Origin of the sequence: Arcobacter iocasae, assembly GCF_042214795.1 — a bacterium.
Taxonomy (GTDB): Bacteria; Campylobacterota; Campylobacteria; order Campylobacterales; family Arcobacteraceae; genus Arcobacter; species Arcobacter iocasae.
This window is the reverse complement of record NZ_CP090177.1, coordinates 2,352,340-2,368,290: the sequence shown is the minus strand read 5'-3', so window position 1 is coordinate 2,368,290 and position 15,951 is coordinate 2,352,340. Positions and strand designations below refer to the sequence as shown.

Sequence of the window (15,951 nt, the reverse complement as noted above, 5' to 3'; positions counted from 1 at the left end):
CTAACCTTTAAATCTATTTTTGTAATCTTTTAAGTGCTTCTCTTACTAAGTCACTTGTATTTGTAGCACTACAGCTTTTTAATGCTTTACTTATAACATCTTTTTTGAATCCTAATGATTCCAATGCCATAGATGCTTCCATCATATTTGTTCCCATTGAATCTTCATCACTATTTCCATCAATAACAAATCCAGATAACTCAACCAAAATTCTACTAGCTCCTTTTGGACCAATACCTGGAACTCTTTTTAACATAGAAATATCATTTGAACTTACTATTTGAGAAAAAGAACTTGGAGTAAATGTTGAACAAATTGCAAGTGCTACTTTTGGTCCCACTCCATTTATTTTTATTACTGTATCAAAAAGTTTTTTTTCATTTACATCAATAAATCCATACAAAGCTTGAGAATCTTCTCTTATTATGTATGTAGTGTGTAATGAAATATTATTTTCTGTTATCTTAGAACTGCAGTTAACAGATACAAAGACTTCATAAACTAGCCCATTAACATCAATATGTAAGAGGGTTGGTTCTTTTCTTATTATTTTACCGTTTATTCCAACTATCATTATTTTTTTAAATCTCTTTAAGTTTTTATTGTTTATAAATGGATTTAATTATATACTATTACAACTTAAAGATTAAGGTTAGTAAATGTTTGGATTTATATCGAAAAAAATAAGCAATAAAATAATATTTGCATTAATTATTTTAATGACAATTAGTAGTACATCAGTAATTTACTTTACTACAACAGAAGTAAAAAGAGATTCTTTAAATACTACAAAAGAATATTTAGAGATGTTAAACACTGCAATGTTTCAAAGTCTAAGAAATGCAATGTCAACGGGTGATGTTGCAACAATCCAAAAAGCAGAGAAAGCTGCAGCAACTATAAAAGGTGTTAAAAATTTAACAGTTGCTAAAAGTAAACCATTGATTGAAATGTATGCACCAGGTACAAAGTATACAGAAGACCCAAGTATATTAAAGTCTTTTGACACTAAAAATTCACAATTGTTTGAAACAACAGATAATGGTAATCATGAAATAAGAATGATTAAACCTATGATTGCTGAACAAGATTGTATTATGTGTCATGCAAATCAACAAATTGGTGATGTAATTGGAGTAATGGATTTGACTTTTTCACTACAAGATTCAGATAGGGAATTAGTTGATTTGGTTGTAAGTATTTCTACTACTTCACTTATACTTAGTGTATTGACTATTGTATTGATTTTCTTTTTAGTTAAAAGAGCTACAAACCCAATTGAGTCTTTAAAATCAGGTTTTACAAACTTAATTGAATCAAATGACACAAATATAAGATTAAGCGTTCAATCAAAAGATGAAATTTCTGAAGTTGCTGATTTATTTAACTCATATATGGATAAAGTAAATGCAGGACTTGCACTTGATGCAAAAGTTATAGAAGAAGCAAATGATGTTTTAGAAAAGACAGGTAATGGTTTCTTTGTTTATAATGTAAATTCTAAAGCTGCAAATCCACATGTAGAAGATTTAAAAAATAAACTTAACACTATGATTAGTGGTACTAGAACTACTTTGGAAAAAATAAATGCTACTTTAAAACAGTATTCAGAATCAAAATTTGATGCACAAATTGATGATAAAGGTATTTATGGAGATTTAGGTTCACTAACAGCTGGAATAAAACTTGTAGGACATAATACCTCTGAAATTTTAGCAATGATTATGAATACTGGTGATTCATTAAATGAAAATACCCAAACATTATCAGATGCTGCAAGTAATTTGTCTAAATCATCAAATAAACAAGCTGCATCTTTAGAAGAAACAGCTGCTGCATTAGAGCAAATAACTTCTAATATAAAAGGAACAAATGAAGCAGCTGCTAAGATGAAACAATTGTCTCAACAAGTTACTGCTTCTGCAAAAAATGGTGAAGACTTAGCAAATCAAACTGCTCATTCAATGGAAGATATCAATAAACAAGTAAGCTCAATAAATGAAGCAATTGAGATCATTGACCAAATTGCATTCCAAACAAATATTCTTTCACTTAATGCTGCTGTTGAAGCGGCAACTGCTGGAGAAGCTGGTAAAGGTTTTGCTGTAGTTGCTCAAGAAGTACGAAACCTAGCATCAAGAAGTGCAGAAGCTGCTAAAGAGATAAAAGATATAGTTGAAGCTGCTTCGATGAAAGCAAAAGGTGGACAAGAAATTTCAAGTAAAATGATTGAAGGATATAATGAATTAAATCAAAATATCACTGATACAATAATAATGATAGATAATGTTTCAAATGCAGCTAAAGAACAAGAAGGCGGTATTAGACAGATTAATGATGCTGTTACAACATTGGACCAAGTTACACAACAAAATGCAGGAGTAGCAGAAGAGATTTCTAATATGTCAAGTTTGATTGCTAATATGTCAAATTCTCTTGTAACCGCTGCTTCAAGAGCTAGTTTTATCCAAGACGCTAGAGAGCAAGTATGTAATGTAGACTTAGTTTATGATGCAGCAAAAGTAAAAGTAAATGTTCTAGAACTAAAAGATCAAGCTTATTCTAGATTGGGTAAAAAAACTAAATGGAGTGCAACACCTTCAGAAGTGTTATCTAACTTTATAAATAATTTTGAAGACACTTACCATATTGAAGCATCTAATTCACTTGAAGAGCTTAAAAACTTAAATAATTCATTGGCAAAAAAAATACAAGCACTAACTGATGCAAATGCAAATAATGAACCAAATAATATTTTAAATGAAAAAGCAAAAGAAGTTGAAATAGAGTCTTTAAGAATATTTGGAACTTTAAATACTCTTAAAAAAGAAGTATGTGATAAATAGAAAGTTTAAACTTTCTATTTATTGATTTTAGCAAACATTTTATCGATATCCTCTTGAGATATCTCATCATCATAACTATCACCTGAAATATGTTTTGCTGTTGGTGCTATATTAAATCTAGATCCATCTATGCCTTGAGCTTCACAAATGCAATTTACTACTCTTTCAAGTTTTTGTCTGAAGATATCTTCTTCTTGAATTGTATTCATAACTTCCATAATCAAATCACATGATTCTTTTTCTTTAGTATAAGATAAAGCTAATTCTAGTTTATCAAAAACTGATACAGCTACCTTCTCAGAACTCTTTATGACATGGTCTAATTCGACAACTACCTCTTCATAATTCATGATAAACCTTTTATTTAAAACATTAAATTTATTTAAATTAAAGTTTATCAAAGCTAAGCTTAAAAATATAATTTATTATTAATGATTTATTAATGTATTATTTCAGAAATAACTTGTGTAGCATATGAACCTTTTGGTAAAGTAAATGAAAGCTCAAACCAATTTTTATCTTCTTTATAGTTTGATTCTATTTCATCTGGGAAAACCCAAGCAAATCTTCTAGCTCCATCTTCAAATGTTTTTTTATCAAAATCTTTTTCAAATTCTTGAGCTAAACCTTCACTTATTTTCACTCTTTTACCTGGTAATAATCCAGTAGGAACTCTATCTTTTTTATAAAATTTATCACTTTCAACATCTAACTCTTCAGCTATAAATATTTTTCCAAAAGGATAATGACTCATAAGTTCACCAGGAAGCATTTTAAAAGGGTGTTCTTGAGCTTTCATTTGTTTTACAATATCTTGAGGAAGTCCAACTTTTTCACAAATCTCTTTTGGTTCAAAGGCCTCAATTAATTTAGAAATTTCAACTCTTTTTGAAAGCCAAGAGTTAAATAAAAAACTTTGATATGCATTTAAGTACATCTGTTTTAGGTTTCTTCTTTTCTCTTTTAATGTACCTTCAACTATTTGTTGACCTTTTTCATGATTGTCACCAAAGGCTCCAAATCTTTGAACACCAAAATAATTTGGAATACCATAGGTAGCAATTTTTCCTAAAGCTTGTTCTATTTTTTTTGAATCCATAGGACTAACTCTTTTTAGTCTAATAAAAAACTTATTACCTTTTAAATGACCAATTCTGATCTTATTATTGTGATTAACAGTTTCTAAAAATTTGATATTTTCATGGGCAAAACTATTTATTCTCTCTTCAAATTGTTTTGGAATAGAAATATGTTGGATAGTCATTGCATTTTTATCTTTTAATCCAGCATACCCTATATCTCTTAATTTACATCCAATACTATCTGCAATAATTTGTAAAGCATCCCAAGTAGATAAATCTTTTTTTCTAAGTTTTACTACTATATGTTCACCCTCACCTGCAAAGTCATATAAAGGTATTTCTGTAACTACGAAGTCATCTTTGTTTTGTTTAAATAATACATCTATTTTTGAGTGATTTAAATAGTATTGTAAATTGTGTTTGTTTAAGTTTGTGTTTTCTTCCAATATTTTCCCTTAATTAAAATGGTGATTTTTACAATCACCTTTATATGTTCCATCAACTGCTTTTGCAAAGATGTTTAATTTTACTTCATGTTTTTTTGCTATTTTAGAGATGATATCTCTGTTTTTTTGAGAAAAAGAGAATAATATCTCATACTCTTCACCTGAACATCCTATATCTTTACTAATTTTATCAAAAAACTCAAATCCTAAGTTGTTTGTCTCTGATAATCTTTCAAGTTCAAAAAATAAACCATCAGAAATATCAAGGGCACAATTAACATAAGGTGATATTTCATAAAAAAATTCAGGCTTTAGTTTAGGCTTTATGAATTTTGATTTTTTTGAGACTTCTTTCCCTTGTAATAAAAATTCTAAATCTTTTTTGCAAGTTCCTAAATCTCCTGTAAAACATAAAAAATCATCTTTTTTTAAACCTTTTCTAAATATTGGTTTTTTTGTTTTTGAAATAATTGTAATAGAAATATCAAGTTTGATGTTTGATATTGTATCACCACCAATTATTTTAATCCCAAATTTCTTAGCAATATTTTTAAAGCCATTTGCTAACTCTTTTAAATCATCTTTAGAAAAATCTTTAGGAATAGCTATACTTATAAGTGCATACTTAGGAATTGCATTCATAACTATTGCATCGGAGATATTTACAATCATAGCTTTTCTTGCAATATCTTTTAAACTCATCCACTCTCGTTTAAAGTGTACATTCTCAAAAAAAGCATCCATACTATATACATGTGAGCCTACAACTGCCCCATCATCACCTATAATATTTTTATGGGTATTTTTAAATTGTTTTATAAAATAGTCTTCTTTATTCATAACGCGATTTTATCATAAATTGACTTCATCTTGTACTGAAAAGGAAATTCTAAATTTAATCTTTAATTAAGATAATCATTATCAATATTATGTTAATATTCTCAAATGGAAAAAAAGAAAAGTTTATTAGTAGTATTTTTACTTGTTATTTGTACTCACATTTATTTATTTGCTCAATTACATACAGAGGAAAATAAAATTGTAGCACCAAAACCTACAAATTCTACTACGCAAATAAAATTAAATAAAGTAGTAATAAAAAAACAAGAAGTTAAAAAAGTCGAACTTAAAAAAGAAGTTAAAAAGAAAGAAATCGTAAGAAAAAAACTTCATAAAACTAAAAGTAAAAATATAATCAAACACACAAAGAAAAAGAAGTTTATTAAAAAAGAAAAACCAATAAAAAAACTTGTTCATAAAAAAGAGCCTGAAAAAGTTTTTAAAGAAAAAACAGTTGAGCACAAAGTTCAACAAAAAACTAAAAATAAAACCAAAAATATCGATTTAGATAAAGTAAAAGCTATAGAGAATGAATATTTATTAAAATTAAAAAGATTAATTGAAAAAAATAAAGTCTATCCAAATAGTGCGAAAAGACTTAATCAAACAGGAAAAGTATATTTAAACTTTACCATTGCAAGAAATGGAGATATTATAAATATCAAAATAATGGAAAACTCAAAATATAAAAGACTAGATAAAGCAGCAATGGAAATTATAAGTAAAATAAAACATTTTGAACCAATTCCTGATGAACTAAATAAAAGTTCTTGGAATATTACAGTTCCAGTTTTATATCAAATTATTAGGAGTTAAAATACATGGGTATTGATTTAATGAGTTACATTGATAGAGGTGGAGTTATAGTATATATTCTGATTTTTTTAAATATTATTGGATTTACAATAATGTTTTGGAAATTAGTAGTTATTCTATCTTCAAGAGCTGGAAAAGAAAAAATTGTACAAGATATATTAGCTTTTGTAAAAACTACAAACAGCTCATTTGAGAAAGAGTCTGTTGAAAATGTAATAAATAGAAGAATAAGAAAATTAGAATTTGGGTTAAATACCGTAAAAATCATTGCTTCTATTGCACCTCTTTTAGGTCTTTTAGGAACAGTTATTGGGGTTTTAAACTCATTTGATTCTATTACTAAAAGTGGTTTAGGAGACCCAGCTATTTTCTCAAGTGGTATATCAGTAGCCCTTATTACTACCGTTGCGGGTTTAATTGTAGCGATTCCTCATTACATAGGATACAACTATATTGTTGGAATATTAGATGATATTGAACTGAAAATTCAAAAAGAGGTTCTAAAAAGAATATGAAAAAAAGAGAGATTTTAACACCAGATATTACACCTCTTATTGATGTTGTTTTTATTCTTTTAATCTTTTTTATCGTATCTTCAGTTTTTAAAAAAGATGAATTAGCCTTAGTTTTAAATCTGCCAACCTCAAGTGCAAAAGAGATAGAACTAAAACAAAAAGAAGTTATTATAGAACTTGATAGGGAAAAGTTAGCAATTTATGGAAAAGAGAGTTCTATACAAAATCTTGAAGAAGAGATAAGTAAAATAAAAGACAAACAAAGAAATATTATCTTTAGAATAGACAAAGAAGTAAAATATGAAAGAGTTATTGAGATTTTGGATTTACTTCAAAAATATGAACTATTTAATATTTCATTATTAACTGATACTAAAAATAAAACTGGTAATACCTTATAATATTACCGTTTTATTTTTTCCTGAATTTTTAGCTTTATATAAAGCATCATCTACTCTTTTAAAAATAGTATGTGCATTATCACTTTCAGTAAATTCAGATACTCCTAAACTTACTGTTTTATTTTTTACTATATCAAAATTAGTTTTTTCAATTGTTTTTCTTAAGTTCTCAGCGACTATTTGAGCTTGAGTTATATTTGTATTTTCACAAAGTATAAGAAACTCTTCTCCACCCCATCTTCCTACAATATCACTTACTCTTAAATTCTTTTGCATAATAAATGCAATAGTTTTAAGTACTTTATCACCAATATCATGTCCAAAAGTATCATTTACTTTTTTAAAATCATCTATATCTAATATTATAATTGAAAAAGACATTTTATATCTTTTAAATCCTTCGATTTTTATTTGCATTATTTCATCTAATTTCATTCTATTATATAAACCAGTTAATTTATCAGTAATAGATAACTCTTCGATTCTCTTTTTATCTGTTATATCTTCTGATATTGCCCTATAGCCAATTTTATTTCCTGCTTTTATTATTGGCTCTATATACATGTTAAACCAAATGGTAGAACCATCTTTTTTTAAACTTTTGATTTCTCCAGACCATATTTCATTATTTATAATAGTATTCCACAGTTCTTCAAAAAAATTTTCTGAAATATCGGAGTGTCTAATAAGTGTATGTTTTTGGCCTATTAATTCATCTTTTGTATAACCAGTAGCTTTACAGTAAGCTTCGTTAACATCAGTAATTATTCCTTTAGTATCAGTTGTAAGTATTAATACATATTTATTAACCATACTTTGTTGTTCTTCTATTTCATACCTAGCTTTAAGTAAGTCTTTATTAAGAATCATTACGGCTCTATTTTTGTACAAAATAATTAAGACAATAAGTAAAAATACTGCACTTATTTGCCACAAAAGCTTATAGTCAAACTCTTGTGTAACTTTTATTTCAATCCATTTTTCTATCAATGTTCTTTTTTGCTCTTCAGGGATAGAATCTAAAGATTTTTGCATAATAGTATTTAATAATGGTTCATCACTTCTAGAAGCGATACTTAACATAATATTAGATTCTAATTTTCCAGCAATTTTTAAATCAAAATATGAATATCTTTGAATAGCATATCCAATAGTTGGCAAGGCATCAATATAACCAAATAATTCACCACTACTTACTCTTTCAAGTCCCTCTTTAGTATTTTTTACATTAATAATTGATATCAATGGGTTTTTTTCTTTTAATACATCAATAAAGGCATAATCTTTTACAATACCTATTTTTTTATTACTAAGAACTTGAATATCTTTTACAAATAATTTATCAGTTTTTGTAGCTATAACAAAAGGCTCTAAAACATATGGTTTAGTAAAATTCATACTACCTATACGACTTGGAATATTCATAGCTACAGGTAATATATCACACTTTCTATCTCTTATATTTTGTAAAGATTGTGACCATTCTTTTGTTGGAACAAGTTCAATTGGAGTATTGATCCTTTTAGAAATAAGCTTCATAAAATCGGCTCCAATTCCTTTGTGATTTCCTTTATTATCAATTTGCTCAAATGGAAGCCAGTTTGGTAAAACACACATTCTTATTATCTTTTTGTTTTTTAAAAAAACAAGTTCTTCTCTAGATAAATTATTATCTTGTTCAGATATATCCATCCATTTTTTCTTTAAATTTACTACTTCATTATGAGGTATAATTAAATTTACTTTGTCTAAAATTGATTTTAATAATATGTTATCTTTTGATACAGCCATTGGTAAAGCAGTTTTATTTTCAAGTCCTAAATTTTCTAAAGAAATAGTTTTAATATTACTAAGCCAGTCTTTTTGTATATAGTAACTAAGTGTAGGTAAACTTCCAATTGCAGCAGCTGCTTTTCCATAAGATACAGCATTAAGAGCTTCAGCAGTTGATAAGGCTAAATATAAAGACTGATTAGGAAATTTACTTTTTATATATGATTGAATAAACGAATTTTTAGTTACTGCTATAGTTTTATTTTTTAAATCATTCATAGATTTTATGTCACTATTTTTGTTGATAGCTACTCCAGTAGTATATGAAATATGATTAAAATTAGTAAATTCAAAATATTTTTTTCTTTCATCATTAAAAGCTACATGAGGAATTATGTCAATTTGTTTGTTTTTTAGCATTGTTAAAAAATCATTCCAAGACTTATTACTTATAAACTTAATATTTACATTTAAATACTTAGCTACTAGATTCAAATAATCTATGCTATAGCCTCTTGGAATATTGTTTTCATTAAAATTAAAAGGAGGGAAAGTTTGTAAATTTGCAACAGTTAAAACTTTTTTATTTTTTAGGTATTCTTTTTCTTCATATGTCAAATTTAATTCTTCATTATTAATATTAATTGAAGTTCCAAACCATTTTTTTCTTAAACTTTTTTTTACATCTATTGGAATATCTTGCAAGCCTTTATTTAAAATTGAAATAGCTTCAGGATAATCTTTTCTCACAGAAAATACTAAATTTAAAGTACTATTTGGTATATCAGACATAATTTTTAAATTTGACAATCCTTTTTTCTCAGCTAATTTGAAAATCTCAAAATTCCCAACAGTAGCATCAATTTCACCTATTGTTAAAGCATGAATGATTTTATCTAATGATTTATATGGAACTAAAATAGCTTTTTTATATTGTGATACAAGTTTTTTATCAAAAAGATTTCTTTCAAGATATCCAATTTTATTACCTATTAAATTATCATTGAGATTTATTTTTTTTGAATTATTATTTGAAGTGATTAAATACTTTTTACTAGTGTAATAAGTATTTGAAAAATTGAAAAATTTTGCTCTTTCTTCCTGTATTGCACTAGTACTTAGTCCATCAATTTCTTTATTAACAGCTTTTGTAACAATATCATTCCAATTTGCAACAGTTAATTGAAAATTTGCACCAGTATTTTTATTTATTAAATTTAATATATCTACATCATATCCAGTAAGAGAGGGAGCATTATCTATAACAAATGGTGCCCAAGAGGAATCTGTTCCTAGGATAATGGTAGGATGGCTTTGAATCCAATTTTTTTCTTCTTCTGTTAAATCAAAATGTGAGGCTACTAAATTAAGTGTAAATAACCATACAAATATAAAACTAAAATAACTTTTCAACTGAAAATTTCCTTATGATTAAATGGAAATTTACCATATATTTAGTTATAAGAAAGTTAAAAAATAAATTATTTTTTGTTAATTAACTTATAAAAGTGCTTCAATCCAAGATACAACTTGATTTAAACTCTTTTCGTCTTTATTTGAAATAAAAACTGAGGGTTTATTTTTTCTATTATTGTCCACATCACTTTTCATAGATACTAAATCAACTCCAACATATTGTGCTAAATCAGTTTTATTTACTACAAGTAAATCAGAAAAAAGCAAACCTGCACCTTTTTTACGAGGTATATCAGCCCCTTGTGCCACATCTATTACATACATGTAATAATCAATCAACTCATAAGAAAAAGTTGCACTTAGATTATCTCCTCCACTTTCCACAAATGTTATATCTGGATTAAACTTTTCTTCAAGTTCTCGTACAGCTTTTTGATTCATAGAGATATCATCTCTTATTGCTGTATGAGGACAACCGCCAGTTTCTACACCTATTATTCTTTTCTCATCTAAATCAAGTGTTCTTTTAAGATAGTTTGCATCTTCTGTTGTATATATATCATTTGTCACGATTGCTAGTGAATATTTATCTTTTAGTATGTTTGTAAGACTTTCTATTAGTGAAGTCTTCCCACTTCCTACTGGTCCTGCTATTCCTATTTTTAAACTCATCAATAATTTCCTTTTATGTTACAAATAATTTGGGTTCTAAATTTTTATGGCTAAATATTATCTCTTCAAAAAGAGGATTAAAGTTTGTAATCTTTTTATCAATATCTTCAAAAAGAATATTCTCTAAAATCTCATCAAATTCAAAAAGCATTTTTTGTATTTGAGAGGGTTTTATTCTTGATATTTTTAGTGTTGTTGCTGCTATATTTATAAGGTTTTTTTTAGTCCACATTACAATAAAATCTTCCATGCAAATATCCAAGTCAAAAGATAGAGCACTTAAAACTATGATTTCATTTGCTTCACAAGTTTTATTTTCTATATTTAAAAAATAGTTTTTTACTATATCTTTTGTAGGCAAACTTTTGATTTGGGCAAAATAGTTTTCACCAATATCTTTTGAAGCTTTTGCATATTCATAAGTCAAATATGAACCATACTCATTATCAAGTTTTTTTATTAGATTTAATTTATCATTTTCTAAAGCTTTATAGACTTTTTTGATATAAACAAACTCCATCTTTGAATATTGATCTATGATTAAGTTTTTTAAATAAATTTTCAAACTCTTTTCATCATAAACCACTTCTTTTACAATATGAGGCTCTAAACCAAAAGAGTGCACAAACATACCTGAGGGGAAGGTTCCATCAAGTATTTGCAAAAATCTACTTAAAGATTTAAGATTAGTGCGAGTGATTTGCTTTACCATTTGGTTTAAAGTACCCTTTTGTTTTTTCTACATTAATATTCTCATTTGTATAACAATCTTTTATAATATCACCTAAAGAAATATCATCTAAGACTGTAATTTTATAATCTTCTATCATTACTGGTTGATGTCTGTTTCCTATTTCATATGCTGTTTTTGCGAAAACTAAAGCATCTGAGAACTCTAAAACAAAAACCTCATCAGCACTTCGTTTTACTTTGATAGAATAATCATCTTCACATACTAAAATATCATTTTCGTGTAGATGAGTAAATTTTGCTTTTACTACAAAATTTATACCATTTTTACTAACCCCTGTTAAATTTGGTTTTTGCATATCAAACCAAGATAGCTCAACCTCATCAGTTGCATCAATATCCTTACTTATCTTTGCAACTTTTTTTATCATACAATTTTCCAAACTTTCCTCCTAGAACATAAAATATTTTTTTGCCATTGGTACTACTGATACATAGTTTGATTCTATTAACTCTCCATTTACTGTTACATCATAAGTTTCTGGATTAACTTCAATATCTCCAATAAAATCATTTAATTTCATATCTTTTTTACCAATATTTCTTGTGTTTTTCACTGCTAACATAGATTTATCAATTTCTAACTTTTCTCTAATGCCACTATCTAAAGCCACTTTAGAAGTAAAAATAACACTTGTTTTTGCAGCTGCTTTTCCCAAACTTCCAAACATAGGTCTATACATATTTGGTTCTGGTGTTGGAATTGAAGCATTTGAATCACCCATCATACTAAGTGCTATAAATCCACCTTTGATGATAATTTCAGGTTTCACTCCAAAAAATGCTCTATTCCATAAAACTAAGTCAGCCATTTTACCAACTTCAATACTTCCCACATACTCATCTATTCCACAAGCAATTGCTGGATTTATTGTATATTTTGCGATGTATCTTTTAATTCTATTATTATCACTTAACTCATCATCTCCAATTAAAGCACCTCTTTGTTTTTTCATAGAGTCTGCCACTTGCCAAGTTCTTGTAAGTACTTCCCCTACTCTTCCCATAGCTTGTGAATCGCTACTTGTGATACTAATAGCTCCCAAGTCATGTAACACATCTTCAGCTGCAATTGTCTTGCCTCTAATACGACTCTCTGCAAAACTTACATCTTCTGGAATCTTTGGACTTAAATGGTGACAAACCATAAGCATATCAAGATGTTCTTCTATTGTATTTTTTGTATATGGTAGAGTTGGATTAGTACTTGATGGTAAGACATTTGCTAATCCAGCCACTTTCATAATATCAGGTGCATGTCCACCGCCTGCTCCTTCACTATGGAAGGTATGGATTGTTCTATTTTTAAAAGAATCCACTGTATTATCCACAAATCCTGATTCATTTAAAGTATCTGTATGAATTGCAACTTGTACATCATACTCATCTGCCACACTTAAACAAGTATCAATAGCTTTTGGAGTACTTCCCCAATCTTCATGAAGTTTTAGTCCCATAGCTCCAGCTTTTATTTGAACTTCCAAAGCTTCTTTACACGAGCTGTTTCCTTTTCCCATAAAACCAAAGTTAAGAGGTAAGTTATCTACACTTTGTATCATCTTACCTATATTCCACTCACCTGGGGTACAAGTTGTGGCATTGGTTCCTGTATTTGGTCCAGTTCCACCACCAACCATTGTTGTTACTCCACTAGCTAAGGCAACATCAATTTGCCCAGGAGAGATAAAGTGAATATGTGAGTCAATTCCACCAGCAGTTATGATTTTACCTTCAGCTGATAGTATTTCTGTATTGGCCCCTATTTCTAAACCTTCAGTTATACCATCACAAAGGTTTGGATTACCAGATTTTCCAATAGCAGATATCACTCCATCTTTTATGCCAATATCAGCTTTGTAAATACCTGTGTAATCTATAACTGTAGCATTTGTAATAATCAAATCAGCTACATCAACAGCAGTTGGACTTTGTGCCATACCATCTCTTACTGTTTTACCACCACCAAACTTACTCTCTTCTCCATAAGTTGTATAATCTTTTTCTATCTTAGCTATTAAAGAAGTATCAGCGAGTCTAAATCTATCACCAGTTGTTGGTCCATACATTGAAGCATATTTTTCTTTTGATATTTTCATATTATACTCCTAAAAACTTTTCTAAATTTTTCATAGCATTTTCTTTTGTTGAAACATCATCTAAAAAGCCTTCAACCAAACCATTAAATCCACTCATATATCTTTTACCTGTATATGATACTAAAGTTATCTCTTTAGAAGAACCAGGCTCAAATCGCACTGAAGTTCCAGCAGGAACATCAAGTCTTTTACCATAAGCATCAGCTCTATTAAAATCAAGCTCTTTATTAACTTCAAAGAAGTGATAGTGCGATCCAATTTGTACTGGTCTATCACCTTTATTTTCCACTTGTATAGTTGTTAGTTCTTTGTTTTCATTTAAAGATATTTCACCTTCATTTACAAAATATTCACCCGGCTCTATTTTTGCTTTTTTGCTTGTAGTAATAGGATTGTGAACAGTAACAAGTTTTGTACCATCATCAAAGGTAGCTTCGATTTGAACCATATGCATCATAGAAGCAATTCCATCCATAACATCATCTTCACCTAAAACTTTTGTAGCATCAACCATAAGTTGCGCTACTGTTTTACCTTCCCTTGCACCTTCAAGGATATATGAACTTAAAATTGCAACAGCTTCTGGATAGTTTAACTTCAAGCCTTTATCTTTTCTTTCAAGTGCCAATTTTGAAGCCGTGTAAATCATCAATCTTTCTTGTTCTCGATTTGTAAGAAACATCTAGCCCTCCTTCTAAAAATATGTTTTTTTGATAATCTAGTTTATTGTATTAAGTATATCTTATTAAGCAGACTTATTTTTTTTAATTTGTATAAAAACTATTCATTTAAAAGATATATTTCCCCTTTAAGTTCAAGTTCAATACACTCTTCTATTTTATTCTCTTGTATAGCACAATCGGTTCTATCTATGACAATAAACTGTTCATTATCTTCTAAGCTAATTAAAGGAAAATGCCAAACTCCTCTATTATAATGAACCCCTTGGTTACCATTTGTCATGAAAGCTTTTAAAGTAGATAAATCAGGTTCTTCCTCTCCAAGTGCAACAACAGCAAAAAAGGGTTTTACACTTCTTGGCATAAAAGTTTGTGAGAAAAATGGATGTTTTTCTAACATAGGAATTTTTAAAGGAAATTCTCTTTTTTTTGCTTCATATATATGAAGTGTTGATTTTCCATTTTTTTCATTTGCATCCATAATACAAAGTTCATAATGTTTTTTTGCAAAGCCATCATTAATGATTTTTGAAGCACTATCTTCTGAAGAAATTACTTCTCCATACTCTCTAAAAGCTTTCTTTGTAAGAATCTCTGTTTTTATAACTTTTCTCATACTAAATATTTCAACTCTTCATCTTTTATAAACTTACCAAAAAGTTTTAATCTTGAAACTCCACCATCGGGAAAAATATTAACTCTTATATGTGTAATTGGTTTATTATGTAATAAAAAGCTTTTATTATAATAGTGTTTATTATCCATCTCAAGCTTTTGACTTGGAATCAATTCTTCCCAGAATATACTTTGTGTTTCTATTGAGTTATCTGTTGATTCTTTTACAAAAGCGCTACAGATAGAGAAAGAATCAGGAAAATTTCCCTTAAAAAAATTTGTATCTAGCATAATATTATCGATAATAGCGGGTTTTGCTAACTCTATAATTCCCCAGTCAAAACCTGGCGTTCTTCTTCTTCTAGTTTCCCAACCATCACCCATATATAAAGACTCTTTTTCTTTTAAAATATTTTTTAAAGCACCAAAGAACTCGTTATTTGTTCTAACTGCTCTTGCTCCACTTAGCATAGAAATTACATTGATATTATCCATATTATAAAGTTTTTCATCAAAACAAATTGTTCCAAGAGCCTTAAACCTTGCAATCCCACCGTCTGGAAAAATATCCATTCTTATATGTGTTATTTCATCTTGACAAGAAGAATTAAAAGTATGTTTTGTGTCTCCTTGTAAATCACTTTGTACAAGTAATTCTTTCCATTGGAAGTTTTCTGGATTGTTAATAATCTCTTCGTCATTTATATCTTTTGAATAACAAGCTTTAATTGAAACAGCTAAAGGATAATTTCCTTTAAAATGAGCAGTATCAACTTCAAAAGAGTTTATTTTAGAACTTGCTCCCAACTTAATAATACAAAAATCATTTTGATTATCTCTTCGTCTTCTTGTTTCCCAACCATCCATCCAATGTCCATTTTCATCATATTCATCTTTAAATACAGCTTGTGTTTCTAATAGCATGTCTTCTGCTTTTGCAAAAAACTCATCACTTACATATAAAATTTTTGTTCCTAAATCTAAACTTGTTACATTAATCATT

General features: G+C 28.1%; 16 protein-coding genes. 4 read left to right on the top strand and 12 right to left on the bottom strand.

Features of this window, described 5'->3' with window-relative positions:
* Positions 1–13: 13 nt before the first annotated feature.
* Positions 14–574: a Holliday junction branch migration protein RuvA gene (gene ruvA / locus LXN10_RS11845; RefSeq protein WP_375723210.1), complete on the bottom strand. Its 561-nt coding sequence runs from the start codon at positions 572–574 to the stop codon at positions 14–16.
* A gap of 85 nt (positions 575–659) precedes the next feature.
* Between ruvA and LXN10_RS11840 the strand changes: the two genes are divergently transcribed.
* The gene (locus tag LXN10_RS11840) at positions 660–2,846 is read left to right on the top strand and encodes a methyl-accepting chemotaxis protein (RefSeq protein ID WP_375723209.1); all 2,187 of its coding nucleotides are present in this window, start codon (positions 660–662) and stop codon (positions 2,844–2,846) included.
* A 14-nt stretch (positions 2,847–2,860) separates the two neighbouring features.
* Here LXN10_RS11840 and LXN10_RS11835 read toward each other — a convergent pair whose 3' ends face one another.
* From LXN10_RS11835 to LXN10_RS11825, 3 genes are all read right to left on the bottom strand, one after another.
* Positions 2,861–3,196: a hypothetical protein gene (locus LXN10_RS11835; protein ID WP_375723208.1), complete on the bottom strand. Its 336-nt coding sequence runs from the start codon at positions 3,194–3,196 to the stop codon at positions 2,861–2,863.
* An 89-nt stretch (positions 3,197–3,285) separates the two neighbouring features.
* Entirely contained in the window at positions 3,286–4,374 is a 1,089-nt protein-coding gene (truD, locus tag LXN10_RS11830; RefSeq protein ID WP_375723207.1) for a tRNA pseudouridine(13) synthase TruD, read from the bottom strand.
* Positions 4,375–4,383: 9 nt separating this feature from the next.
* Positions 4,384–5,214: a thiamine-phosphate kinase gene (locus LXN10_RS11825; protein ID WP_375723206.1), complete on the bottom strand. Its 831-nt coding sequence runs from the start codon at positions 5,212–5,214 to the stop codon at positions 4,384–4,386.
* Positions 5,215–5,319: 105 nt separating this feature from the next.
* Here LXN10_RS11825 and LXN10_RS11820 point away from each other — a divergent pair, with 105 nt between their 5' ends.
* Genes LXN10_RS11820 through LXN10_RS11810 form a run of 3 tightly spaced genes read left to right on the top strand, consistent with a single transcriptional unit; the run spans position 5,320 to position 6,946 of the window.
* Entirely contained in the window at positions 5,320–6,030 is a 711-nt protein-coding gene (locus LXN10_RS11820) for an energy transducer TonB (protein ID WP_375723205.1), read from the top strand.
* 5 nt (positions 6,031–6,035) lie between these two features.
* Positions 6,036–6,545: a MotA/TolQ/ExbB proton channel family protein gene (locus LXN10_RS11815; protein ID WP_375723204.1), complete on the top strand. Its 510-nt coding sequence runs from the start codon at positions 6,036–6,038 to the stop codon at positions 6,543–6,545.
* Positions 6,542–6,946, top strand: coding sequence for an ExbD/TolR family protein (locus LXN10_RS11810; RefSeq protein WP_375723203.1), 405 nt, complete (start codon positions 6,542–6,544; stop codon positions 6,944–6,946). The genes LXN10_RS11815 and LXN10_RS11810 overlap by 4 nt, the downstream gene beginning before the upstream one ends.
* Here LXN10_RS11810 and LXN10_RS11805 read toward each other — a convergent pair.
* The 8 genes from LXN10_RS11805 to alc form a co-directional block, all read right to left on the bottom strand.
* Positions 6,941–10,132, bottom strand: coding sequence for a transporter substrate-binding domain-containing protein (locus LXN10_RS11805; protein WP_375723202.1), 3,192 nt, complete (start codon positions 10,130–10,132; stop codon positions 6,941–6,943). The two genes, LXN10_RS11810 and LXN10_RS11805, sit on opposite strands and share 6 nt — an antisense overlap.
* Before the next feature lie 87 nt (positions 10,133–10,219).
* Positions 10,220–10,807: an urease accessory protein UreG gene (gene ureG / locus LXN10_RS11800; RefSeq protein WP_375723201.1), complete on the bottom strand. Its 588-nt coding sequence runs from the start codon at positions 10,805–10,807 to the stop codon at positions 10,220–10,222.
* 13 nt (positions 10,808–10,820) lie between these two features.
* Positions 10,821–11,519, bottom strand: a complete 699-nt coding sequence (locus LXN10_RS11795) for an urease accessory protein UreF (RefSeq protein WP_375723200.1) — start codon at positions 11,517–11,519, stop codon at positions 10,821–10,823.
* Positions 11,494–11,940 (bottom strand): urease accessory protein UreE, encoded by a 447-nt coding sequence (locus tag LXN10_RS11790; protein ID WP_375723199.1) that lies wholly within the window; start codon positions 11,938–11,940, stop codon positions 11,494–11,496. Before LXN10_RS11790 ends, LXN10_RS11795 begins: the two co-directional genes overlap by 26 nt.
* Before the next feature lie 9 nt (positions 11,941–11,949).
* A complete protein-coding gene (ureC, locus tag LXN10_RS11785) occupies positions 11,950–13,653 on the bottom strand; it encodes an urease subunit alpha (RefSeq protein ID WP_375723198.1) in 1,704 nt (567 codons plus the stop codon).
* A gap of 1 nt (position 13,654) precedes the next feature.
* Positions 13,655–14,335 (bottom strand): urease subunit gamma, encoded by a 681-nt coding sequence (locus tag LXN10_RS11780; RefSeq protein ID WP_375723197.1) that lies wholly within the window; start codon positions 14,333–14,335, stop codon positions 13,655–13,657.
* A gap of 98 nt (positions 14,336–14,433) precedes the next feature.
* Complete coding sequence (locus LXN10_RS11775) at positions 14,434–14,949, bottom strand: ureidoglycolate lyase (protein ID WP_375723196.1); 516 nt, start codon at positions 14,947–14,949, stop codon at positions 14,434–14,436.
* Positions 14,946–15,950: an allantoicase gene (gene alc, locus LXN10_RS11770; RefSeq protein ID WP_375723195.1), complete on the bottom strand. Its 1,005-nt coding sequence runs from the start codon at positions 15,948–15,950 to the stop codon at positions 14,946–14,948. Before alc ends, LXN10_RS11775 begins: the two co-directional genes overlap by 4 nt.
* Position 15,951: the final 1 nt, after the last annotated feature.